This window comes from Limnohabitans sp. MORI2 (assembly GCF_027925025.1).
In the GTDB taxonomy this organism is placed as follows: Bacteria; Pseudomonadota; Gammaproteobacteria; order Burkholderiales; family Burkholderiaceae_C; genus Limnohabitans.
Genome location: NZ_AP027058.1, coordinates 1436166 through 1458472, shown reverse-complemented (window position 1 = coordinate 1458472; position 22307 = coordinate 1436166). Strand labels below are relative to the sequence as shown.

At 55.4% G+C, this 22307-nt stretch carries 21 protein-coding genes; 12 read left to right on the top strand and 9 right to left on the bottom strand.

Annotation, left to right across the window (positions count from 1 at the left end; all coding sequences use genetic code 11):
* Positions 1 to 129 precede the first annotated feature (129 nt).
* Together QMG27_RS06855 and QMG27_RS06850 are read left to right on the top strand one after the other, a co-directional pair.
* Positions 130 to 1347, top strand: coding sequence for a PLP-dependent transferase (locus QMG27_RS06855; RefSeq protein WP_281810323.1), 1218 nt, complete (start codon positions 130 to 132; stop codon positions 1345 to 1347).
* A 21-nt stretch (positions 1348 to 1368) separates the two neighbouring features.
* Complete coding sequence (locus QMG27_RS06850) at positions 1369 to 2157, top strand: DUF2189 domain-containing protein (protein ID WP_281810322.1); 789 nt, start codon at positions 1369 to 1371, stop codon at positions 2155 to 2157.
* Positions 2158 to 2160: 3 nt separating this feature from the next.
* Here the strand turns inward: QMG27_RS06850 and mnmH are convergent, their stop codons facing one another.
* Both mnmH and QMG27_RS06840 read right to left on the bottom strand, forming a co-directional pair.
* Complete coding sequence (gene mnmH, locus QMG27_RS06845) at positions 2161 to 3246, bottom strand: tRNA 2-selenouridine(34) synthase MnmH (protein ID WP_281810321.1); 1086 nt, start codon at positions 3244 to 3246, stop codon at positions 2161 to 2163.
* 3 nt (positions 3247 to 3249) lie between these two features.
* Entirely contained in the window at positions 3250 to 4035 is a 786-nt protein-coding gene (locus QMG27_RS06840; RefSeq protein WP_348773614.1) for an arylesterase, read from the bottom strand.
* Between QMG27_RS06840 and QMG27_RS06835 the strand changes: the two genes are divergently transcribed.
* Positions 4034 to 4732: an ABC transporter ATP-binding protein gene (locus QMG27_RS06835; RefSeq protein ID WP_281810320.1), complete on the top strand. Its 699-nt coding sequence runs from the start codon at positions 4034 to 4036 to the stop codon at positions 4730 to 4732. The genes QMG27_RS06840 and QMG27_RS06835 overlap by 2 nt on opposite strands.
* A gap of 20 nt (positions 4733 to 4752) precedes the next feature.
* Positions 4753 to 5502, top strand: coding sequence for a 23S rRNA (guanosine(2251)-2'-O)-methyltransferase RlmB (gene rlmB / locus QMG27_RS06830; RefSeq protein ID WP_281810319.1), 750 nt, complete (start codon positions 4753 to 4755; stop codon positions 5500 to 5502).
* Positions 5503 to 5616: 114 nt separating this feature from the next.
* Here the strand turns inward: rlmB and QMG27_RS06825 are convergent, their stop codons facing one another.
* From QMG27_RS06825 to fabG, 3 genes are read right to left on the bottom strand one after another with little or no spacing between them, the layout of a single operon-like run.
* Positions 5617 to 6210 carry a chromate transporter gene (locus QMG27_RS06825; protein ID WP_281810318.1) on the bottom strand — a complete coding sequence of 198 codons (594 nt, stop codon included), beginning with the start codon at positions 6208 to 6210 and terminating at the stop codon, positions 5617 to 5619.
* A complete protein-coding gene (locus QMG27_RS06820; RefSeq protein ID WP_281810317.1) occupies positions 6210 to 6797 on the bottom strand; it encodes a chromate transporter in 588 nt (195 codons plus the stop codon). Before QMG27_RS06820 ends, QMG27_RS06825 begins: the two co-directional genes overlap by 1 nt.
* The gene (gene fabG / locus QMG27_RS06815) at positions 6794 to 7561 is read right to left on the bottom strand and encodes a 3-oxoacyl-ACP reductase FabG (protein ID WP_281810316.1); all 768 of its coding nucleotides are present in this window, start codon (positions 7559 to 7561) and stop codon (positions 6794 to 6796) included. Before fabG ends, QMG27_RS06820 begins: the two co-directional genes overlap by 4 nt.
* A gap of 130 nt (positions 7562 to 7691) precedes the next feature.
* Here fabG and QMG27_RS06810 point away from each other — a divergent pair, with 130 nt between their 5' ends.
* From QMG27_RS06810 to QMG27_RS06795, 4 genes are all read left to right on the top strand, one after another.
* Positions 7692 to 8939: an ABC transporter substrate-binding protein gene (locus tag QMG27_RS06810; RefSeq protein ID WP_281810315.1), complete on the top strand. Its 1248-nt coding sequence runs from the start codon at positions 7692 to 7694 to the stop codon at positions 8937 to 8939.
* 87 nt (positions 8940 to 9026) lie between these two features.
* Positions 9027 to 9908 (top strand): sugar ABC transporter permease, encoded by an 882-nt coding sequence (locus QMG27_RS06805; protein ID WP_281810314.1) that lies wholly within the window; start codon positions 9027 to 9029, stop codon positions 9906 to 9908.
* On the top strand, positions 9898 to 10767 hold the full coding sequence (locus tag QMG27_RS06800; RefSeq protein ID WP_281810313.1) for a carbohydrate ABC transporter permease: 870 nt from the start codon (positions 9898 to 9900) through the stop codon (positions 10765 to 10767). The genes QMG27_RS06805 and QMG27_RS06800 overlap by 11 nt, the downstream gene beginning before the upstream one ends.
* An 11-nt stretch (positions 10768 to 10778) precedes the next feature.
* Positions 10779 to 11840 (top strand): ABC transporter ATP-binding protein, encoded by a 1062-nt coding sequence (locus QMG27_RS06795; protein WP_281810312.1) that lies wholly within the window; start codon positions 10779 to 10781, stop codon positions 11838 to 11840.
* 3 nt (positions 11841 to 11843) lie between these two features.
* On the opposite strand, the gene QMG27_RS06790 is transcribed toward QMG27_RS06795, so the two are convergent.
* On the bottom strand, positions 11844 to 12869 hold the full coding sequence (locus QMG27_RS06790) for a LacI family DNA-binding transcriptional regulator (protein ID WP_281810311.1): 1026 nt from the start codon (positions 12867 to 12869) through the stop codon (positions 11844 to 11846).
* Between the two features lie 139 nt (positions 12870 to 13008).
* On the opposite strand from QMG27_RS06790, the gene QMG27_RS06785 reads away from it, so the two are divergent.
* Genes QMG27_RS06785 through QMG27_RS06770 form a run of 4 tightly spaced genes read left to right on the top strand, consistent with a single transcriptional unit; the run spans position 13009 to position 16351 of the window.
* Positions 13009 to 13512 carry a gluconokinase gene (locus QMG27_RS06785; RefSeq protein WP_281810310.1) on the top strand — a complete coding sequence of 168 codons (504 nt, stop codon included), beginning with the start codon at positions 13009 to 13011 and terminating at the stop codon, positions 13510 to 13512.
* A complete protein-coding gene (locus QMG27_RS06780) occupies positions 13509 to 14009 on the top strand; it encodes a TRAP transporter small permease subunit (protein ID WP_281810309.1) in 501 nt (166 codons plus the stop codon). Before QMG27_RS06785 ends, QMG27_RS06780 begins: the two co-directional genes overlap by 4 nt.
* Positions 14010 to 14014: 5 nt before the next feature.
* Positions 14015 to 15307, top strand: a complete 1293-nt coding sequence (locus tag QMG27_RS06775; protein WP_281810308.1) for a TRAP transporter large permease subunit — start codon at positions 14015 to 14017, stop codon at positions 15305 to 15307.
* A gap of 24 nt (positions 15308 to 15331) precedes the next feature.
* Positions 15332 to 16351: a TRAP transporter substrate-binding protein gene (locus QMG27_RS06770; RefSeq protein WP_281789978.1), complete on the top strand. Its 1020-nt coding sequence runs from the start codon at positions 15332 to 15334 to the stop codon at positions 16349 to 16351.
* Between the two features lie 61 nt (positions 16352 to 16412).
* Here the strand turns inward: QMG27_RS06770 and ppc are convergent, their stop codons facing one another.
* From ppc to pgi, 3 genes are all read right to left on the bottom strand, one after another.
* Positions 16413 to 19298, bottom strand: a complete 2886-nt coding sequence (gene ppc, locus QMG27_RS06765) for a phosphoenolpyruvate carboxylase (protein ID WP_281810307.1) — start codon at positions 19296 to 19298, stop codon at positions 16413 to 16415.
* A gap of 334 nt (positions 19299 to 19632) precedes the next feature.
* Positions 19633 to 20643 (bottom strand): glucokinase, encoded by a 1011-nt coding sequence (locus QMG27_RS06760; RefSeq protein WP_281810306.1) that lies wholly within the window; start codon positions 20641 to 20643, stop codon positions 19633 to 19635.
* Positions 20644 to 20646: 3 nt separating this feature from the next.
* Positions 20647 to 22254 (bottom strand): glucose-6-phosphate isomerase, encoded by a 1608-nt coding sequence (pgi, locus tag QMG27_RS06755; protein WP_281810305.1) that lies wholly within the window; start codon positions 22252 to 22254, stop codon positions 20647 to 20649.
* Between the last annotated feature and the right edge of the window lie 53 nt (positions 22255 to 22307).

Sequence of the window (22307 nt, the reverse complement as noted above, 5' to 3'; positions counted from 1 at the left end):
CTGTGGCTCATCAGTCGCTGCGCGCCAGAAAATCGCCACATCGCACACAGACTTCACCGCTTGACTGCGGGTTGTCGATCTGAACTCCGCTTCGGCGGAGTTTTTTTTTGCCTGTCGTAATATGCGCTTATGACCCGCAGCACCGACCTCATTCACCACGCCTACCAACCCCCCGCCGAATTTGAAGCGCCGCAAGTCGGTGTGTTCAAAGCCTCGACAGTGATCTTTCCCAATGTGGCCGCCATGCGCACGCGTGAGTGGATGGACAAGTCGGCTTACACCTACGGCTTGCATGGCACGCCCACGACTTTCACGCTCGAAGAACGCTTGGCCACGTTAGAGGGCGGCAAGCATTGCATCCTCACGCCCAGTGGTTTAGCGGCGATCGCGCATGTGGATTTTGCGTTGCTCAAAACGGGTGACGAGGTGCTGATTCCAGACAACGCTTATGCACCCAACAAGTCCTTGGCCGAGGGGGAGTTGGCACGGTTTGGCGTCACGCACCAGGTGTACGACCCACTGGATGTGAAGGATTTGGCCGCACGCATCACACCGCGCACACGCTTGGTGTGGCTCGAAGCAGCGGGTTCGGTGACGATGGAGTTTCCAGATTTGGTGGCCTTGGTGCAGCTGTGCAAAGCACGTGACGTGATGTGCGCGCTCGACAACACCTGGGGGGCAGGCCTCGCGTTCAACGCGTTTGACCTCACACCAGGGCAGGGCGAGCTAGGTGTGGACTTGACCATCCACGCACTCACCAAATACCCCAGTGGCGGTGGTGATGTGTTGATGGGCAGCATCGTCACGCGCAGCGATGAGTTGGCGCGTGTGTTGAAGCTCAGCCACATGCGTTTGGGCACTGGCGTGGGGGCTAACGATGCTGAGATGGTGTTGCGCTCTTTGGCGTCTATGCCCTTGCGTTACAAGGCGCAAGACACTGCTGCACGCAGCTTGGCCACATGGTGCGCATCGCAAGCAGCGTTTAGCCAAGTGCTACATCCGGCGCTCAGTGCTTCACCTGGGCACAACCATTGGCAGCAGCTGTGTGTGACGCCGCAAAACCCACAAGGCCTAGCTGCTGGCATTTTCAGTGTGGTGATGGATGCGCGTTTCCCCGCTCACCAAGTGGATGCGTTTTGCGATAGCCTGCAACTGTTCAAGATCGGTTACAGCTGGGGTGGCCCCATGAGTTTGGTGATGCCTTACAACATGGCCTCAAGCCGACAACGATCGACGGAACATTTGCAGCGTGGACGGGTTGTGCGTTTTTGCATTGGCTTAGAAGACGTGAGCGATTTACAACGAGACATCTTGCAGGCTTTGAACAAGGCGGGCTTGCCAAGCTAAACACCTTCGAGAGGGAGCCTGATGCAGCCACAAGATACCCCGCAACCTCGTGAACGCATCGAGATTCATCCCATAGGTTTGCTCGCCCCCTTGCAATGGCTGTGGCATGGTTTGTGTGACTTGCGCGCCCAACCTTGGATTGCCTTGTTTTACGGTGCATGTTTTTGGGCGATGGCCTTGGTAGTGTCAGCCGTTTTTAAAAGCAGTCCCGAGTACACCTTGTCGGCCATTTCGGGCAGTTTGTTGCTCGGCCCATTTTTAGCGATGGGTTTGTATGACGTGAGCATGCATCTTGAGCGTGGTGAGCGCCCCAGTTTTCGCAGCTCGCTCACATGTTGGAAATCGCACATGGGCAGCATGAGCATGTTGGTGTTGGTTGTGTTGCTGCTTGAGCTGTTGTGGGGCCGTGCGTCGTTGGTCGTGTTTGCGGTGTTCTTCAACACCGGCGGATTGCCCAGTACGGCCACTGCGCTGGACGCTGTTCTCAATCCTCAAAACTGGGAGTTCGTGGCTGCTTATGTGTGCGTGGGTGGCTTCTTCGCAGGCTTGGTGTTTGCCACCATGATGGTGTCAATCCCCATGATTTTGGACCGTGACACCGATGCCATTACAGCAGGCATTACCAGCCTGCGGGTGTTCTTTGATCGCACCGCTGTAGCTATGTGGTGGGGTGCGCTCATCACGCTGCTGGTGGGTTTGGCCATGTGGCCTTCGGCTGCAGGCTTGCTGGTGGTTGGTCCTTGGCTGGGCTTTGCCAGTTGGCATGCCTATCGGGGCTCGGTGATGGTCATTGAAGCCGAACAGGCTTGAGCATCACGCGTTGACACGTTCGCACAGTTGTCGAGCAACTTCACGTAAAGCCTCGGGACTTCGGTTGGCAGCCACGCAAGCTGTGGCTTTGTCGTTTTGGGTGAAGTTGCGCACCATCGACGAAGCGTAGGTAGGGTCGTAGTGCAGGGTTAGCAACTCGCGCACCACTTGGTCAATGTGTCCTGTATGAGCCAGCGATTTCCAAGCTTCAACCACTGCTTTGCCACGAATGGCCACCAGCGCATCAAGTCGATGACAAAACAATTCAACATCGTTCACAAAGAAGGGGTAGTCCTCCATCAGCAGTGCCACCCGCTCATCTAAGCTGAGCTGCAACTCAAAGCAAGGGCTGTCGCGCATGGCCAGCATCAACGACTCGGGAATCGACAAGTTGCCGACCTTGCGGCTTTCAGATTCCACAAACACAGGGCGTGCAGGATCAAAGCCGCGCAAGGCTTGCCAAACCAGCGTGTCAAAGCGTTTTTGGCTGGGCTGTGGTTGGCCAGGAATATGGCCCAACACCGAGCTGCGGTGACTGGCCAAGTCTTCTAGGTCGAGCACTTGCGCGCCTTCTGCAGCCAAAGCATGTAACAACCGAGTTTTGCCCGAGCCCGTGGGGCCAGAGATGACTTTGAATTGCAGCGGGGCCACGCGCTTTGGAATGTCCTCCACCATGGCTGCACGAAACGCTTTGTAGCCGCCTTCGATCAAGTTCACCTTGAAGCCAATTTGCCCTAGCACCAACGACAGCGAACCACTGCGCTTGCCGCCACGCCAACAGTAAATGAGGGGCTGCCAGTTCTTGGGCAGTTCCAACACTTCGCGTTGGATGTGGCGCGCAATGTTGGCGGCCACCATCGCTGCGCCATGCTTTTGCGCCTCGAACGCGCCTACTTGCTTGTACATCGTGCCCACGAAGATACGTTCTTCGTTGTTGAGCGAGGGCCAGTTGACGGCATGGGGCAGGTGGTCGAGTGCGAATTCGCCCTCGCTGCGTGCGTCGATGATGGTGCTGAAGCCGCCGGGTGCACCCAGTGGAATCGCCATGCGGCTAAGCGCATCTTGCGCTGAAATAAAGGTCACGCTCACGGTTTATAAATTCTTTTTGATTTCGGGCCACACATTGGCCAGCATGCGGGGGTGCGCTTCGGCTTTGGGGTGAATGCGGTCGGGTTGGAACTGCGCGGTGGCGTCGGGCGCATCGGCAATGCCTTTGAGGAAAAACGGCACAAGGCCAGTGCGGTATTTCTTGGCGAGGTTGGCAAACATCACTGAAAACTTGGCGCTGTAATCAGGCCCATAGTTGGGTGGGATTTGCATGCCCACCAACACCACGCGTGCGTTCACGGCGCGGCAGGCTTGAATCATGGCTTCGAGGTTGTTTTGGGTGCTGTCGAGGTCGAGGCCGCGCAGCGCGTCATTGCCACCTAACTCAATCACGACTTGTATGGGGCGCACTTGGTCGAGCATGGCGGGCAAGCGAGAGCGGCCACCGGCGGTGGTATCGCCACTGATGCTGGCGTTGACCACGCGTACATCGGGGCGCTCGGCTTGCAGCTTGTCGGCCAATAAGGCCACCCAGCCTTTGCCGCGTGGAATGCCGTATTCGGCGCTGAGTGAGTCGCCCAACACCAAAATCGTAGCGGCAGGTACTGTGCCTGGTGGAGGTGCAGAGCCGGGTGGTGGCACTTGGCTTGGGTAGGGCTGGCCACGACGGCGGTGTGGGCCTGTGGAAGTGATGTCGCCTTCCATGCCTTGGCCGGTGGATGTGATGATGCTTTGTTGCGCCGAAGCTGTGCCGAGGCCAAATGTCCCCAGCAAAGTAGCGCCCAGTGCGCCCAAGTTAAAGTCACGTCTCAACAACCCATTGCGCTTCATGACCCAGCCTTCATTTGAAAATTCATCGACATCGCCTTTGATGGTGGTCTCGCACTTATCGAAATCGGTGCAAGACGCCAGCGGCACACTGCACATTCTCCGCGATATCGACTTTCAGCTTTCGCCGCAACAGTCTTTGGCCATCGTGGGCGCATCGGGTTCGGGCAAAAGCACCTTGCTGTCCATCATGGCGGGCTTGGATACACCCACGCAAGGCACGGTGTATTTGGGCGGCGTGGACATGTTTGCAATGGACGAAGACGCACGCGCCGCCTTGCGTGCGCGCCAAGTCGGCTTTGTGTTTCAAAGCTTTCAGCTCTTGGGTAATATGACCGCACTTGAAAACGTCATGCTTCCGTTGGAACTGGCCGGTGTGCCCAACCCACGCGTCGCGGCTAAAGACATGTTGGCGCGTGTGGGACTTGGCGAACGCTTGGGCCACTACCCCAAAGTCCTCTCGGGTGGCGAGCAACAGCGCGTCGCCTTGGCCCGTGCCTTCGTGGTCAAACCCGCGCTGCTGCTGGCTGACGAGCCCACAGGCAGTTTGGACCACGCCAGCGGCGAACGCATCATGGATTTGATGTTTGAGTTGAACAAAGAACTGGGCACCACGCTCGTGTTGGTAACGCATGATTTGAAACTCGCGGCGAAGTGCGATCAGGCCATCACGATTGAGGCGGGGCAGATCAAACGGTAGGCAAGGGATAATCAAGCCCTATGTCTTCAGCCCCAAAAGTTCTCTTCGGTTTTCATGCCGTTGGCGTGCGCGTCAAAACAGCGCCGCAATCCATCATTGAAATTTACTTTGACCCCACGCGTCGCGATGCGCGCATGCGTCAATTCATCGAGCGCGCGACCGAAGCAGGTGTGCGTTTGATTGAGGCTGACGGCCCACGTTTGGCCAAGCTCTCAGGTGGTCACGGCCACCAAGGTGTGGCGGCGCGTGTGAATGAAATCAAGCAAGTGCATTCGTTGGATGAATTGCTCGAAGGCATTGAAAAAGTCGAAGCCCCGTTGATTTTGGTGCTTGACGGCGTGACCGATCCGCACAACCTTGGCGCGTGTTTGCGTTGCGCCGATGGCGCAGGTGCGCATGCGGTGATCGCGCCCAAAGACCATGCGGTGGGCATCAATGCCACCGTGGCCAAAGTGGCCAGTGGCGCGGCTGAGACAGTGCCGTATTTCATGGTGACCAATTTGGCCCGTACTTTGAATGAGCTGAAAGAACGCAATATCTGGATCATCGGCACCAGCGATGATGCCCCCAAAACGCTGTACCAAGTCGACCTCAAAGGTCCAACGGCTTTGGTGTTGGGTGCTGAAGGTGATGGCATGCGACAGCTCACGCGCAAGACGTGTGACGAGCTCATCAGCATTCCGATGTGTGGCGGTGTGGAGAGCTTGAACGTGTCAGTCGCCAGTGGCGTGTGCTTGTATGAGGCACGTCGTCAACGCACGGTCGGTTGATTTTTTTTGCTGGGCTTGCTTCGGTTATTCGGTATGGGCCGAGACCTCATGCTGGGGTACCAGAAATCTGTCTCGGCCCATACCGAATAGCCGAAGACTACGGCCTGCGTTTTTTTAGATCCAGCCTAGCGCGCCTAGTAATGCGCCAGCACCTAAGAGCCACAACAGGTGCGTTTTTGTTTTCCAAACAACCAAAGTGCTGATGGCTGAGACAGCCCACATCGGCCAGTCTTGTGCGGGGTTTTCGTGTTTGCCTGTGAGCAACCAGCCGGTGGCAATGAGCAGCGCAATGACGAGTGGTGCCATGCCGGCTTTGAAGGCTTTGACAGCTAGCATCTCGCGGTTTTGATGTGCCCAGCGCGTAGCCACAAAGGTGAGGGTGCAAGAAGGAATCAAGATGCCGATCATGGTGACGCACACGCCCCACAGAGCCAGTGCCACAGCAGACCAGCCCGCGCCTAAGCCACCTGCGGCGTTGAGGCCGACGTTCCAGCCCATGAGGGCGATGAACATCACGTTGGGTCCAGGTGCACCTTGTGCGAGTGCGATGGAGGATGTGAACTGCTCATCGCTTAACCAATGCGTTTCATCCACCAAGTAGCGGTGAATATCAGGCGCGGTGGTGATGGCTCCGCCCACGGCCAAGAGCGAGAGTGACATGAAGTGGGTGAAAAGCGAAAGCCAATCGGCCAAAGACAGATCGAGCATCAGGCAGTACCTCGCTGTTTGATGCAATGCGCCGCCCACACGCTGGCCAAAGGTCCAAGGCTGAGTAACACCCAAGCCAAAGGCAATCGCAGCAAGCCAATGGCGATGAAGGTGAGGGCACCAATGGCAATGCAGGTCATCATGCCCATCGGGTTGTTCTTGAGTGCGCCCATCAGCTTGATGCCCACGGCTGCAATCAGCCCCGCCGACACTGCGCCCATGCCACGCAACATGCCTTGTGCTGTGGCGGTGTCTGCAAAACCAGCCACGGCAGCTGCGAGTAACAGCACGACGATGGTGGGAGCTAACAGCAAACCAGCCAACGCAGCCAGCGCGCCCGACAAACCAAAGCAACGTCCTCCAATCATGAGGGAGAGGTTCACCACATTGGGGCCTGGCATGATTTGGGCGACGGCCCAGTCTTCAACAAACTCATCTAAAGTGAGCCACTGTTTTTTGTCTACCAACTCGCGTTGAACGACAGCCAAGACACCACCAAAACCTTGCAGCGCAAGGAAGGTGAACGACCAGAATAAATCTGATTTGCTTTTTGGGGTGTTGGGTGCGGCGCTGTGTGAGGCGGTCATATGGTCAATCCGCCAGCAACTTCAATCACCGTGCCGTTGATGTAAGAAGCTTCATCGCTGGCCAAGAAGGCATACACATTGGCAATGTCTTCGGGTTGACCCAAGCGTTTCAAAGGCACGCGCTCTTGCATCTCATGAATCACTTTCTCTGGGATCGTATTCAGGATGGGTGTTGCAATAAAACCGGGTGCTACCGCATTCACGCGAATGCCTTTAGGGCCGAGTTCGCGGCTCCATGTTTTGGTGAAACCAATCACACCAAACTTGGTGGCTGCGTAGTTGGTTTGACCAAAGTTGCCGTAGATGCCTACAACGGATGAGGCATTCAAAATCACGCCACTGCCTTGCGCCACCATGGCGTCGGTCACGGCTTGTGCGCAATGAAATACGCCGCGCAAGTTGACATCGATCACGCGGTCAAACTGCTCCAGCGTCATTTTTTGCAAACGTGCATCTTGGGTGATGCCTGCGTTATTCACCAATACATCGATGCGACCAAATTTTTCGAGCACGGTTTTGACGGTGGCATCCACCATGTCGCGCTGCGTCACATCCACCACAAAACCCACAGCCTGAGCGCCTGTCGCAAGGCATTGTTTGACAGCTTCATCGACGGCGGCTTGCTTCACGTCACACACGATGACGATGGCGCCTTCTTTCGCGAATTTGAAGGCTGTTGCTAAGCCGATACCTTGTGCTGCGCCTGTGATGAGGCTGACCTTATTTAAAAGTCGGTTGGCGTGTGAGTTATTGCGTGTATTCATGAGATAAGTTTAATCATGATGTTGAAACCTAGGGATAAACCTAATAAATCAATTTAATTGATTAAGTAAGAATTGATCAGCTTGAATGGTCAATTCAAGTATCAACACATTTTTAGAGCGAGACATTCTTATGAAATTGAATCAACTGTTTTTAGCCTGTGCGGCAGCTTTCTCGATGTCCGCTGCAGTTGCGGGTGAGGTAGAAGTTCTGCATTACTGGACATCGGGTGGTGAGGCTAAATCTGCTGCAGAGCTGAAAAAAATCATGTCAACCAAAGGTCATGCTTGGAAGGATTTCGCTGTAGCAGGTGGCGGCGGCGACAACGCGATGACTGTGTTGAAGAGCCGCGTCGTTGCGGGCAATCCGCCTTCTGCGGCACAGATCAAAGGCCCAGCGATTCAAGAGTGGGCACAAGAAGGCGTGTTGGCCAACTTGGATAGCGTTGCTCAAGCTGAGAAGTGGGACAGCTTGTTGCCACAAGTCGTGGCCAATGTCATGAAATACAAAGGCAACTATGTTGCAGCACCTGTCAACGTGCATCGTGTCAACTGGGTATGGGCTAACCCCGATGTGCTTAAAAAAGCTGGTGTTTCTGCCATGCCAAGCAACTATGACGAATTCTTCGTTGCGGCCGACAAGATCAAAAAAGCGGGTTTCATCGCCGTCGCACATGGTGGCCAAAACTGGCAAGACTTCACGACATTTGAATCCGTGGTGTTGGGTGTGGGTGGTGCCAAGTTTTATCAAGATGCCTTGGTAAAGCTTGATCCCAAAGCGCTGAATAGCCCGACCATGAAAAAGTCGCTGGAGACATTCCGCAAGATCAAGGGCTACACAGACGCAGCTGCTCCTGGCCGCGATTGGAACTTGGCCACTGCGATGGTCATGCAAGGCAAAGCAGGCTTTCAGTTCATGGGTGACTGGGCCAAAGGGGAGTTTGTCGCTGCAGGCAAAAAACCAGGCAAGGACTTCTTGTGTGCGGCAGCACCAGGTACTGCCAAGTCTTACACCTTCAACGTTGATTCATTTGCGATGTTCAAGCTCAAAGATGCAGGCGCACAAAAAGCACAGGGCGATTTGGCTGCATCCATCATGAGCACGGACTTCCAAGAAGTGTTCAACCTCAACAAGGGATCCATCCCCGTGCGTTTGAACATGTCGATGGCCAAGTTTGACGACTGCGCAAAGCTCTCAAGCAAAGACTTTGTGGATACCGCTAAGACCGGTGGCTTGGTTCCCTCTGTGGCCCACGGCATGGCCATTTCACCAGCCACGGAAGGTGCGATCAAAGATATGGTCAGCCAGTTCTGGAATGATGACAAGATCAGCGTTGACGAAGGCCAAAAGCGTCTCGTGGCTGCTGCCGCCACCAAGTAAAAATTTTTATCGTTTAGAAGTTTTTATCAGCGGCCGGGAAAGGGGTAACCCTTTCCCTTTTTTGTTGCATAAATAAAGGGCATTCAGATGCAAAAGCATCGCATAGAAGCGTTGATACCCAAATTGGTGGTCGCCCCGGGCTTGGTGCTTGGTTTTGCGTTCATCTATGGATTCATGATTTGGAACGGCGTGTTGTCCGTCACTGCGTCGCGCATGTTGCCCAATTACGAATTGGTGGGCTTGGCGCAATACGCCAAGCTTTGGGAGATGGACCGCTGGTGGGTGGCCCTGAAAAATCTCGCTATTTTTGGCATTGGTTATGTCGGCGGTGCAATGGCCCTTGGTGTCTTACTCGCTGTGCTGTTGGATCAGAAAGTGCGTGCAGAAGGTTTCATTCGCACGGTGTATCTCTACCCAATGGCCTTGTCATTTGTGGTGACGGGTACGGCTTGGAAATGGTTGCTTAACCCCAGCATGGGCCTAGAAAAACTCATGCACGACTGGGGCTGGGAAAGCTTCAGTTTTGGTTGGCTGGTCGATAGCGAAATGGCGATTTACTGCGTGGTTATTGCTGGCATTTGGCAGTCGGCTGGTTTTGCCATGGCTTTGTTTTTGGCGGGCTTGCGCGGGATTGATGACAGCATCATCAAAGCGGCGCAGATCGATGGGGCATCGCTACCGCGTATTTATTGGCGCATTGTGTTGCCTGCGTTGCGACCCGTATTTTTTTCAACCTTGATGGTGCTTTCTCATCTCGCCATCAAGAGCTTTGACTTGATCATGGCCTTGACCTCGGGTGGCCCAGGTTACGCCACAGACGTACCAGCGACCTTCATGTATGCCATGAGCTTTACGCGTGGGCAAATTGGTTTGGGCGCTGCCAGTGCCACCATGATGTTGGCTACGGTGGCTGCTTTGGTGGTGCCTTATCTGTACAGCGAGTTGCGAGGTAAATCACATGAGCACTAAGTTTTTTTCGATGCAGATGATCTCGCGCGCATTGCTGTACGGCACATTGCTGATCGGTGCTGCATTTTTCTTAGCGCCTTTGTATGTGATGGTTGTGACTTCACTCAAAGATGCAGACGAGATTCGCCAAAACAGCTTGGTCAGTTTGCCAGGTGGGATAAATTTTGATGCGTGGCGCTTGGCCTGGGACTCCGCTTGCACCGGTGCGCAATGCTCTGGTCTAGAACCCTTCTTTTGGAACTCGGTGTGGATGACCATTCCTGCGGTGTTGATTTCCACCACTTGGGGGGCGCTGAATGGCTATGTGCTGAGCCTCTGGAAATTTCGCGGCAGCGAAACGCTGTTTGCATTTTTGCTCTTTGGTGTGTTTATGCCATTTCAAGTGGTGTTGCTGCCCATGAGTCAAGTGCTAGGTTGGCTCGGTATGTCTAGCTCGATCGCAGGGTTGATCTTGGTTCACTTACTGGCAGGTTTGCCAAGCACCACCTTGTTCTTTCGCAACTACTACGCCGCTGTGCCCAAAGATTTACTGAATGCAGCGCGTATGGATGGCGCAGGTTTTTGGATGATCTTTTTACGCATCATCGTGCCCATGTCCACGCCCATCGTGATGGTCACTTTGATTTGGCAGTTCACCCAAATTTGGAACGACTTCTTGTTTGGCGTGGCCTTTAGTGGGGCGGATTCCAAACCCATCACCGTGGGGTTGAACAACTTGGCCAACACCACCAGCAGCGTCAAGGCCTACAACGTGGACATGGCCGCTGCATTGATTGCGGGCCTGCCCACCATGTTGGTGTACGTGGTGGCCGGACGATATTTTGTGCGTGGCCTGACCGCCGGCGCTGTGAAAGGTTAAGAGGAATAGACATGTCTTCAGCATTGAAAATCAGTGGCATTCGTAAATGCTTTGGCAAGGGTGACAACGCGGTGGAGGTACTCAAACGCATCGACATCGATGTAGCGCCCGGTGAATTTTTGATTTTGGTCGGGCCTTCGGGCTGCGGTAAATCCACCTTGCTCAACATCATTGCGGGCTTGGAAGAACCGACGGAAGGCAGCATCTCGATTGGAGACCGTAATGTGGTGGGTGTCCCACCCGCGCAGCGCGACATTGCGATGGTGTTTCAAAGCTATGCGCTGTACCCCACGATGAGCGTGGCTGAGAACATTGGCTTTGCTTTGGAGATTCGCAAAGTGCCCAAAGCCGAACGTCAAGCGCGCATTGCCGAAGTGGCTGCCATGCTGCAGATTGAGCATTTACTAGACCGCCGTCCCTCGCAGCTCTCAGGCGGTCAACGCCAGCGCGTGGCGATGGGGCGTGCTTTGGCACGTAACCCGCAGCTGTTTTTGTTTGATGAGCCGTTGTCCAACCTCGATGCCAAGTTGCGTGTGGAGATGCGTGCCGAGATCAAACGCTTGCACCAGCTCAGCGGCATCACCAGCGTGTATGTCACACACGATCAAGTCGAGGCCATGACCCTGGGCAGCCGTATCGCCGTGATGAAAGGTGGTGTGTTGCAGCAACTGGGCACGCCCGATGACATCTACAACCGACCTGCCAACACCTATGTGGCGACGTTCATTGGTTCACCCACGATGAACTTGATCGAGGGGCAGTCTGCCGCTGGAGAGTTCACCATTGCAGGTGCAAAGTTGGCTTTGGCTTCACCCGACAATGCGAGCAAACCAACCCTGCTTGGTTTGCGACCCGAGCACATCCGTTTGAGTGATACCGCTGCATGGCGTGGTGCGGTGAGTTTGGTCGAGCCTACAGGTGCTGATACTTATGTGGTGGTTGATACGCCCGCAGGCAAAGTGACTGTGCGTGCCACGCCACAAACACAGGTGCGTCCAGGTGACACAGTGGGCTTAGAGATTCAAGCTGACCATGTGACTTGGTTTGACCAAAATTCTGGCTTGCGTTTGTAACGCTCAGGTACTTCCACGCACCATCAGTTCGTAGCCCACGTCCACGCTGGACATGGGCACATCCTCTTCGCGCATCAAACTCAGCAGCATCTGGGCCGCTGCTTCACCAATAGCAGCGCGTGGTGTGCGGATGGTGGTCAGACCAGGGCCGATCAAGTCACTGCCCGTGAGGTCGTTGAAGCCTGCAATGGCCAACTGCTGCGGCACTTTGATTTTCAAACGCTGTGCGGCCAGCAGTGCGCCTTGCGCCAAGTCATCGTTGCAGAAAAAGATGGCATCAATGCTGGGGTCGTTCGCAAGGATGTGCTCCAGCATTTCGCCACCCAAGGCCATGGAGGACGCTGACTTGTTGGTGTAGCTCAGCGTCTTGTCATACAGCTTGGCTGTTTTCAAGGCTTTGCGCCATCCGTCTAAGCGCTGCATGGTGCGCGGATCGAGCTGTGCGGCGGCAAAGGCGATGCGTTGGCGGCCACGTTGCAGCAGATGCTCTGTCAAGGCAATCGCGGCTTCTGTTTGTGAAAAACCCACACTGTGCACATTGGGTGTTTGAGAGAGCTCCATCATGTGCACACAGGGAATGCCACTTTTTTCAATCAATGTGCGTGCCGCATCGCTGCGATCTAAACCCGTGACCAAGATGCCAGCAGGGCGGTGCTGTAACTGCTCTCGCAAGAGTTGCTCTTCTTCTTGGGTGTTGTAGTGGGTAATACCAATCAAGCTTTGGTACCCCGCTTGGCGCAGTGTTTTTTGGATCGACTCCAACACGTCCACAAACAAGTTGTTCGACAGCATCGGAATCAACACCGCCACGTGGTCGCTGTGGCGAGAGGCAAGGGCGCGTGCGGCTGGGTCAGGCGTGTAGCCCAGCTTCACAGCAGCGGCTTTGACTCGCTCGGTCAAATCGCTAGCCACGGCACGTTCACCACGTAACGCACGCGATACCGTGATGGGGCTCACTTTTGCCAAAGCCGCGACATCGGCCAGTGTGACGCGGCCTGTGGCACGTGAACGTGGATTTTTCGACTTCATGGTGCTACGGGTTTTTGCTAGGTTGCGCAGGATTTGTTTTGTATATGATAGCGCTATCCAAGAGCGGCTGGTGTGATGGTTATCACTCAGAACGCTCTCCTTTTTAATCTTTTGGGATAGCGCTATCCGGAATTCGAAAATGAATGGTCCTGTTGTCATCATGGGTGTGGCCGGTTGCGGTAAGTCCAGTTTTGCAGCGGCGTTGACGCAAGCATTAGGCTGGGAGTTGATTGAAGGGGATGAGTTCCATCCGCTTGAAAACGTCAACAAAATGCGTGCTGGCATTGCACTGACAGACGAAGACCGCGCGGGTTGGTTGAATGTGTTGGCCGATGAGCTTGTTCAACGAGGCCCACATGCGGTGCTGACCTGTTCCGCACTCAAGAAAGCCTACCGCGATCGCTTGCGCCAAAGTGTGCCAGCCTTGCGTTTTGTGCACTTGGATCTCACGCGTGATCAATCCATCGCCCGTGTCGCGCAACGACCTGGTCACTACTTTCAACCCACGTTGGTGGACAGCCAATTCGCGGCCTTAGAAAAGCCCGTGAACGAAGCAGGCGTGTTGACAGTCGATGCCACGCAAAGCATTGAAACGATCCAAGCGAAGGTATGCGCTTGGTTACAAGAGAAGGAGTTGGTATGAGTTCGAATCAAACCACCTCACGCAGCCAATCATTTGCACACATGCTGATGGCTGCGTGTTTGGGCGTCATGGCGGTCGCCGTGTTTTTCAATGTGGTGCTGCGCTACGGCTTTGGCAGCGGCATTGCGGCGAGTGAAGAACTCTCGCGTTTGTTGTTTGTGTGGATGGTGTTCATTGGTGCTACCGCTGCGTACCCAGCGGGTGAGCACATGGCTTTCACCAGCTTCGTGGCTGGTTTACGCCATCACCCCAAAACGCTACAGGCCTTGACGATGCTCATTCGTGCTTTGGTGATCGTGAGTTGTGTGATGTTGGGCCGTGGTGCATGGCAGCAGGTGGAAGTTGGCCTCAGCAGCAATTCGGTGGTGTTGGGTTACCCCAATTGGTTGCTGCCATTGCCCGTGTTGTTGTCTTCATTGGCGATTGGCTTGATGGCATTCAAAGAATTGATGCAAAACAAAGCTATGGATTTCGACCACGGCGTGGACGTGGAGTAAACAGCATGACAGCAGAAGCACAAGCATTCATTGTTTTTTCGGCGGGCATGTTGTTGCTCATGGGCATTGGCCTGAACATGGCATTTGCCTTGGTTCTCACGGGTGCAGGCATGGCGTGGGTGCTCGACTTTTGGGACACCCAGTTGCTCGCGCAAAACTTGGTCGCGGGCGTGGACAGTTTTCCGTTGTTGGCTGTGCCTTTTTTCATCTTGGCTGGTGAGTTGATGAACTCAGGTGGCATCAGCCGTCGCATCATCGATATGGCGCAAGCTTGGGTGGGGCACATCCGCGGTGGTTTGGGGTTTGTGGCGATTGGTGCTGCGGTGCTCATGGCCAGCATGAGTGGTTCAGCCTTGGCCGACACCGCTGCATTGGCCACCATTTTGTTGCCGATGATGAAGCGTCAGGGCTATCCCATGCACACCTCGGCGGGTTTGATTGCGTCGGGCGGCATCATCGCTCCCATCATTCCGCCATCCATGCCCTTTGTGATTTATGGCGTGACCACCAACACCTCCATCTCTTCTTTGTTTTTGTCTGGCATCGTGCCCGGACTGATCATGGGCATTGGTTTGATCGTGGCGTGGAAGGTTCAACTGCGTGACATGGATTTGCCTCAAGGTGAAAAGCTGCCATTGATCGAGCGTTTGCACGCCACACGCAAAGCCTTCTGGGCCATGCTCATGCCACTCATCATCATTGGTGGCATGAAGACGGGTATCTTCACGCCCACCGAGGCGGCGGTGGTCGCGGCGTTCTACGCCTTGGTCGTCGCGTTGGTGATTCACCGCGAGATGAAGTTGATCGAGATTCACGAGGTTTTGGTGCGTGCAGCCAAAACCACGGCGGTGGTGATGTTCTTGTGCGCAGGCGCACAAGTGGCGAGTTACATGATCACCTTGGCTGATTTGCCCACGGTGCTCACCGGTTGGTTGGGCCCACTGGTGGAAAGCCCCCGTGTGTTGATGGCGGTGATGATGGTCACACTGGTGCTGATTGGCACGGCGTTGGACCTCACACCCACGATTTTGATTTTTGCGCCCGTGATGTTGCCCATCGCTGTGAAGGCTGGCATTGACCCCGTGTATTTCGGTTTGATGTTTGTGCTCAATGGTGCGATTGGTTTGATCACACCGCCTGTGGGCACGGTGCTCAATGTGGTGGCTGGTGTGGGGCGTTTGTCCATGCACCAAGTCATCAAAGGGGTGAACCCGTTTTTGGTGACTTACCTCATCATCTTGACTGCGTTTGTTTTGTTCCCACAAATCGTGACCGCCCCTGTGGCGTGGATGCGATAAGTTTTTAACCCAAGGAGACTTCCCATGACTTTTCTTCGTCGAACCCTGATTGCTGCAGCCACCGTGGCCGTGGCCAGCGCCTCGTTTTCTGCCTTTGCGCAAGACATCAAGCCACGCTTGATTCGCTTTGGCTACGGCTTGAACGAGCAAAGCAACCAAGGCCGTGCAGCCAAGGTGTTTGCTGAGCAAGTGGAAAAAGCCTCTGGCGGCAAAATGAAAGTGCGTGCCATTGGTGCTGCCGCTTTGGGCCCCGACACGCAAATGCAACAAGCCTTGATTGGCGGTGCACAAGAGATGATGGTGGGCTCCACCGCCACTTTGGTGGGCATCACCAAAGAGATGGCGTTGTGGGACACCCCGTTCTTGTTCAACAACGTCAAAGAAGCCGATGCTGTGTTGGACGGCCCTATCGGCCAAAAGGTGATGGACAAGCTGCAAGACAAAGGTTTAGTAGGTTTGGCGTATTGGGAAAACGGTTTTCGTAACTTGACCAACAGCAAGCGTCCTGTGACCAAGCTGGAAGACTTGAACGACGTCAAGCTGCGCGTGATGCAAAACAACGTGTACCTTGATAGCTTCAAGCTCTTGGGCGCCAACGCCGTGCCCATGCCTTTCTCAGAGTTGTTCAGCGCCCTGGAAACCAAAACGGTGGACGGCCAAGAGAACCCCTACAACACCATTTTGTCGAGCAAGTTCTACGAAGTGCAAAAGTACTTGAGCGTGACCAACCACGTTTACAGCCCTTGGATCGTGACGGTGAGCAAAAAGTGGTGGGATGGCTTGAGCAAGACCGAACAAAAAATCTTGCTCGACGCCGCACGCGTGAGCCGCGACTTTGAACGCAAAGACACCCGTGACGAAGCTGCCAAAGCTTTGGGTGATTTGAAAGCCAAAGGCATGCAAATCAACGAGTTGTCGGTGGCTGAAGTTAACCGCATGCGTGACAAGCTGACGCATGTCAACGCAGGCATTGCCACCAACGTGGGCATGGACTTGTGGAATGACACACAGAAAGAACTGACACGTTTGCGCGCCAAGAAGTAATTTCTAACACCGCATGAGAAAAGCCACCCGAGGGTGGCTTTTCTTTTGTCTGTCGCGTGGTTTAGCCGGTATTGCGCAATCCCGCTGCAATGCCGTTGATCGAGATGTGAATGCCGCGTTGGGCTTTCTCATCACGATCTTGCGGACGCTTGCCTTCGCGGTAGCGGCGAATCAACTCGACTTGCAAATGGTGCAGTGGGTCGATGTAGGGGAAGCGATGGCGCATCGAGCGTTCCAGTGCAGCGTTGTTGACCAAACGTTGTTTGTCGCCCGTGACGAGCTTCAAAGCATCTGATGTGCGATGCCATTCGGCTTCAATCAAACCAAAAATCTTTTTGCGCAAACGGCTGTCGCTCACCAACTCGGCGTAGCGCGAGGCCAGGCCTAAATCGCTCTTGGACAACACCATGTCGAGGTTGGACAAGAGCGAGCGGAAGAACGGCCATTGGCGCTGCATTTTTTGTAGCAAGGCCAGCGCATCTTTGGGTTTGAGTGTGGGGTGTTGGTGGATGAACTGGTCCACCGCCGCACCAAAGCCCAACCAACCGGGTAAGGTCAAACGGCATTGGCCCCAGCTGAAACCCCATGGAATCGCACGCAAGTCTTCGATGCGTGGTTGCGCGTTGCCATTTTTAGGACGTGCAGCAGGGCGCGAGCCAATGTTGAGCTCTGCAATTTCACGCAAGGGCGTGGAGGCAAAGAAGTAGTCGGTGAAGCCTGGTGTCTCGTACACCAAACCACGGTACGCGGCCATGCTGGCGTTGGACAACCATTGCGCGGCATCCAAAAACGCTTGCGGCGCAGGTTTGGTGGTTTGCAGCATCGTGGCTTCGAGCGTTGCAGCTACCAATGTTTCCAAATTGCGACGGCCAATTTCGGGGTTGGCGTATTTCGAGCCAATCACTTCGCCTTGTTCGGTGAGGCGAATCTGCCCGCGCACAGTGCCTGGGGGCTGCGCCAAAATCGCTTGGTAGCTCGGGCCGCCGCCACGACCCACGGTGCCGCCACGGCCATGGAACATGCGCAGGGTGATGTCGTGCTGTTTGAACAAGCCATCAAATAAGGTGACCAATGCAATCTCGGCGCGGTACAGCTCCCAGTTGCTGGTGAAGATGCCGCCGTCTTTGTTGCTATCCGAGTAGCCGAGCATGATGTCTTGCTCAGCGCCGCTGCGTTTGACCAGCTGTGCCACACCATCGATGGCATAGAAACCGCCCATGATGTCGGCGGCACGGCGCAGGTCGTCGATGGTTTCAAACAAGGGCACCACGATCAAATCGCAGGTCGATGTTTTGCTGCCCAAGGTGCCGCGCATGAGGCCGGTTTCTTTTTGCAGCAACAACACTTCCAGTAAGTCGCTCACGGTTTCGGTGTGGCTGATGATGTAGTGGCGAATGGCGTCTTTGCCAAAGGTCTCCAGCATCTCGCGAGCAGTTTCAAAAATCGCCAGCTCTTTGAGCGCCAATTCTGAATATTGAGCCCCCATCACACGCAAGGGGCGGGCGTCGTGCAGCAGTTGGGTCAGCACGTCAATACGTTGCTGTTCATTCAGCTTGGCGTAGTGTTTTTCCACACCTGCAGTGGTGAGCAACTCGGCCACCACCAACTCGTGTTGGTCGGAGCTTTGGCGTAAGTCCACGGTGGCGAGGTGAAAACCAAACACCTCGACTGCACGCATGAGCGGGGTGAGGCGTTGAGCCATCAACGCGCTGCCGTGTTGATGTTCTAACGAGCTGGCAATCACGCGCAAATCGGCCAACAATTCTTGGGCTGACAGATAAGGGTTTTGTGGCGCGACCGCATGACGTGCAGCATCACCGCCGGTCAGCTCTTTGAGCGTGGCGGCCAAGCGTGCGTACATGCCGGTGAGGGCTCGGCGATAAGGTTCGTCTTGGCGGTGGGCGTTGGTGTCGGGCGAACGGTCTGCCAAAGCATGCATCTCTGGCGTGACATCGACCAACATGGCCGACATGGACAACTCGCTGCCGAGGTAATGCAGCTCGGTCAGGTAGTGGCGCAAGGCCACATCGCATTGGCGGCGCAGGGCAAAGCGCAGTGTGTCGGCGTTGACGTTGGGGTTGCCATCGCGGTCACCACCAATCCATTGACCCATGCGCAAAAAGCTGTGCACATGGGCGTGGCCCAACTCCGCTTCGAGGTCGGCATAGAGTTTGGGGATTTCGCTCAAGAACGTGGACTCGTAATAGCTCAGCGCGTTTTCAATTTCATCGGACACGGTGAGCTTGGTGAAACGCAGTAAACGTGTTTGCCACAGCTGCAACACGCGTGCGCGAATTTGCATGTCGTTGGCTGCGAGTTCACGTGCCGCTAAGGCGTCTGGCGTTTTGCTGGATGCATGCAGGGCAGAGCGCGATTTGATGTCGTCACGCAAGGCCAAGAGCTGGGCAATGCCACGCTCTGCATCCAAGATGCTTTTGCGTTGCACTTCGGTGGGGTGGGCCGTGAGCACGGGGGACACATGGCTGTGCGCCAGAGTTTGCACAATGCTGCGCGGTGCGATGCCAGCATTTTTCAAGCGACTCAGGGCCATTTGCAAGCTGCCTTCTTGCGTGTCACCCGCACGCTCGTGCACAGCACGGCGGCGAATGTGGTGACGGTCTTCGGCGAGGTTGGCTAAGTGACTGAAGTAGGTGAAGGCGCGAATCACGCTCACGGTGGACTCGGCACTGAGCGAGGCCAGGAGTTTTTTCAGGGCCTTGTCAGCGTTGGCATCGGCATCGCGGCGAAACGCGACGGAGAGTTTGCGCACTTGCTCGACCAACTCATAGGCTTCTTTGCCTTCTTGTTCGCGAATCACGTCGCCCAAGATGCGGCCCAAGAGTCGAATGTCTTCAACCAATGGGCGTTCGTTTTCTTTGGCTTGCTGCGCGGCTTTAGCTGCTGCAGTGGGTTTGGCTTTGGCTTTGGCTGAAGTTTTGTCAGTCATGGGGTGCTCTAGTTTGTGATGTTTGAATTTGGTTCTTGCGTTTGATGGCTGGGCTCGCTTGGCTACAGGGGAATGCGCCGGTTCCTCATGCTGGAGTACCAGAAATCGTCACCTGCGCATTCCCCTGCAGCCAAGCTGCGAAGTCGCGAATACGACCGCAGAAGATTGCAAGTGCGCGAAACTGACTGAATAAGCGGCATAACCACTGCAGTGAAGTTTTTTGATAACCAGAAGTGACGTAGCTGGCGGAGCGGCAGTTGACGATTTCTGGTACTCCAGCATGAGGAAACTGCCGCTCTGCCAGCTGCGTCACCCAAGCCGGAGAAAAAGGAAGTTATTGCCATTGCGTCAACGACAAAGCCTGCGACGCACCTTGCAAAGCCGGTGACACAGGACTGTGAATCACCCACGTCGGCACCTCTTGCAAATATTTTTTAAACCGACCCTTGGCCTCAAAGCGCTCACGAAATGGCGACGCATCAAAGCGCTCACCCAAGCGCGGCACAATGCCGCCGCCGATGTAGATGCCACCGCGTGCACCCAGCGTCAGGGCTAAGTCGCCTGCGACTGAACCTAAAAAGCCGCAGAACATGTCGAGCGCTTCATTGGCTGTGGAGGTAGGCACTTCTTGTGCACGCTCCAACACCTCAGCGGGTGTGGTGATTTCACGGCCTTGACCGTCTTTCAAGTCACACAGGGCGTGGTACAGATCCACCAAACCTGCGCCAGAAATCACGCGCTCGGCAGACACATGGCCGTAGCGTTTTTGCAATTGCTGGATGGCTGCAAATTCGTGTTCAGTGGTCGCCGTCAAACTCACGTGGCCGCCTTCGCCAGCGATGGGAATCCATTTGTTTTGATAGCCCACCGGAAACAGGCCCGACACGCCCAAGCCGGTGCCTGGGCCGATTAAACCAATCGCAGCATTGGGCGCAGCGGTGCCGCCACCAACTTGGCGTTTTTGCGCATCAGGCAAGAGCGTGAGTGACAAGGCGAGTGCCGTGAAATCGTTGAGCAACAAAAAACGCGACACGCCCAAGCCCTCGCGCAAGGCGTTGACCGAGAACTTCCAGTGGTGGTTGGTCATGGCCACTTGGTCGCCTGTGACGGGGTTGGCAATGCCAAAGGCTGCGCAGGGTGGGGCGCTGAGGCCTTGATCTTTTAAATACGTCTGTGCAGCGATCAAGAGCGATTCGTGTTCGGCACAGGGCAGAACTTGCACGCGGGTGACGGGGGCATCTTCAGCCGCTTGCCAACCGAACCGAGCATTGGTGCCACCGATATCGCCTAGCAAGCGCGGGTAGGGTGCGATGTGAGGCACGTTTGTGTCGCGAGACTCAAACATGCATCAGGCTTTCAGGCGTGCAGCTTCGGCTGCTTCGATGTCCTTGGCCATTTTCTTGCCGAGTTCAACACCCCATTGGTCATAGGCGTGGATGCCCCAGATGGCGGCTTGGCAGAACACTTTGTGTTCGTACAAGGCCATGAGTGCGCCCATGCTGCGTGGTGTGAGTGCGTCCACCCAAATGGTGGTGCTGGGTACATTGCCTGGGTAGCTGCGGTGTGGAGCTAAGCGTTGCACTTCTGCTTCGTCCATGCCACTGTCGCGCAGCTCTTTCATGGTTTCTTCGGGTGTACGGCCAATGGCCAAGGCTTGCGCTTGGGCTTGCATATTGAGCAAAACCACGCGGTGGTGCTCTGCTGCAAACGGCAAGGGGCTTCGCTCGGTGCGCAAGCCAATGAAGTCCATCGGCACCAAGTGCTTGCCTTGGTGGATGAGTTGGAAGTAAGCATGCTGGCCGTCGATGCCTAAACCACCCCACAACACGGGTGCGGTAGCCACTTGCACAGGGCTGCCATCAATGTGCGTGCCTTTGCCGTTGGACTCCATGTCCATCTGCTGCAAGAACGAGGCAAACTTACCCAAGGGCGATGCGTAGGGCGCAATGTTGTGGGTGGTGGCACCTAAGAAGTTGCGGTTCCATATGCCGAACAAGGCCATGAGCAAAGGCAGGTTTTGGTCAGACGGCGCGGTCATGAAGTGTTCGTCCATGGCGCGTGCACCCAAGAGCATGTCTTGAAAGGCAAACGCGCCGATGGAGATGGCCAAGGGCAAACCGATGGCTGACCACACCGAGTAGCGTCCACCCACCCAATCCCAAAAACCAAAGGTGTGTTCGGGTGTGAAGCCTTGCGCTGCAGAAATTTGTGGGTTGGCGGTTACAGCAATGAGGTGCTTGCCCAACTGTTCTTCGGGGCAACCGCCATCGCTCAACCAACGTTTGGCCGATGCAGCCAAGGTCATGGTTTCTTGCGTGGTGAAAGTTTTGCTTTGCACCACAAACGCCGTGCGCGCAGGGTTGAGGTAAGCGAGTGCGGTGTACAAGCTCCACGCGTCCACGTTGGATACGTAGTGCACGCGCACTTTGTTTTTGAAGCTGTCGCGCGTCAAGTGGCTGAGCGCTTCGGTGGTCATGCGCGGACCGAGGTCTGAGCCACCAATGCCGAGGTTGACCACGTCGGTGATGGACTCGCCGCCAAAGCCTTTCATTTGACCTTCGCGTACTTTCTCGGCAAAGGTGCACACACGGTGCAACTCGTTGGCGACTTGCTTAGAAATTTCATGGCCCCATGGTGGGTTGGGTACATGGCTGCCGCGTAGGGCGACGTGCAACACCGCGCGTTGTTCGGTGGCGTTGATGGGCTCGCCTTTGAACATGGCTTGCGCCTGTGGCATGACTTGTGACTCTTCGGCCAAGGCCAAGAGCTGTGTCATGACTTCGGGCGTGACACGCTGACGCTCGTAGTCGATGCTGATGCCTGCGCCATTGGCATGCAGCACTGCATTGCGTTCGGTGTTTTTCAGCAACTCACGCAAATGAGGTTGTGGGCCTTGTGCCAAGGCTTGTAGGGCTTGCCATGCTTGACGTTGGTGTGGGGGGACGAATGCAGTCATATTCGGATTTTCGTCAAAATTATTGGGTTTATTGGCTCAAGCGAATGAAACTT

Coding starts and splice junctions, on each gene's coding strand:
- QMG27_RS06855 (WP_281810323.1), top strand. CDS start 130: ATGACCCGCAGCACCGACCTCATTCACCACGCCTACCAACCCCCCGCC.
- QMG27_RS06850 (WP_281810322.1), top strand. CDS start 1,369: ATGCAGCCACAAGATACCCCGCAACCTCGTGAACGCATCGAGATTCAT.
- QMG27_RS06835 (WP_281810320.1), top strand. CDS start 4,034: ATGACCCAGCCTTCATTTGAAAATTCATCGACATCGCCTTTGATGGTG.
- QMG27_RS06840 (WP_348773614.1), bottom strand. CDS start 4,035: ATGAAGCGCAATGGGTTGTTGAGACGTGACTTTAACTTGGGCGCACTG.
- rlmB (WP_281810319.1), top strand. CDS start 4,753: ATGTCTTCAGCCCCAAAAGTTCTCTTCGGTTTTCATGCCGTTGGCGTG.
- QMG27_RS06825 (WP_281810318.1), bottom strand. CDS start 6,210: ATGCTCGATCTGTCTTTGGCCGATTGGCTTTCGCTTTTCACCCACTTC.
- QMG27_RS06820 (WP_281810317.1), bottom strand. CDS start 6,797: ATGACCGCCTCACACAGCGCCGCACCCAACACCCCAAAAAGCAAATCA.
- fabG (WP_281810316.1), bottom strand. CDS start 7,561: ATGAATACACGCAATAACTCACACGCCAACCGACTTTTAAATAAGGTC.
- QMG27_RS06810 (WP_281810315.1), top strand. CDS start 7,692: ATGAAATTGAATCAACTGTTTTTAGCCTGTGCGGCAGCTTTCTCGATG.
- QMG27_RS06805 (WP_281810314.1), top strand. CDS start 9,027: ATGCAAAAGCATCGCATAGAAGCGTTGATACCCAAATTGGTGGTCGCC.
- QMG27_RS06800 (WP_281810313.1), top strand. CDS start 9,898: ATGAGCACTAAGTTTTTTTCGATGCAGATGATCTCGCGCGCATTGCTG.
- QMG27_RS06795 (WP_281810312.1), top strand. CDS start 10,779: ATGTCTTCAGCATTGAAAATCAGTGGCATTCGTAAATGCTTTGGCAAG.
- QMG27_RS06790 (WP_281810311.1), bottom strand. CDS start 12,869: ATGAAGTCGAAAAATCCACGTTCACGTGCCACAGGCCGCGTCACACTG.
- QMG27_RS06785 (WP_281810310.1), top strand. CDS start 13,009: ATGAATGGTCCTGTTGTCATCATGGGTGTGGCCGGTTGCGGTAAGTCC.
- QMG27_RS06780 (WP_281810309.1), top strand. CDS start 13,509: ATGAGTTCGAATCAAACCACCTCACGCAGCCAATCATTTGCACACATG.
- QMG27_RS06775 (WP_281810308.1), top strand. CDS start 14,015: ATGACAGCAGAAGCACAAGCATTCATTGTTTTTTCGGCGGGCATGTTG.
- QMG27_RS06770 (WP_281789978.1), top strand. CDS start 15,332: ATGACTTTTCTTCGTCGAACCCTGATTGCTGCAGCCACCGTGGCCGTG.
- ppc (WP_281810307.1), bottom strand. CDS start 19,298: ATGACTGACAAAACTTCAGCCAAAGCCAAAGCCAAACCCACTGCAGCA.
- QMG27_RS06760 (WP_281810306.1), bottom strand. CDS start 20,643: ATGTTTGAGTCTCGCGACACAAACGTGCCTCACATCGCACCCTACCCG.
- pgi (WP_281810305.1), bottom strand. CDS start 22,254: ATGACTGCATTCGTCCCCCCACACCAACGTCAAGCATGGCAAGCCCTA.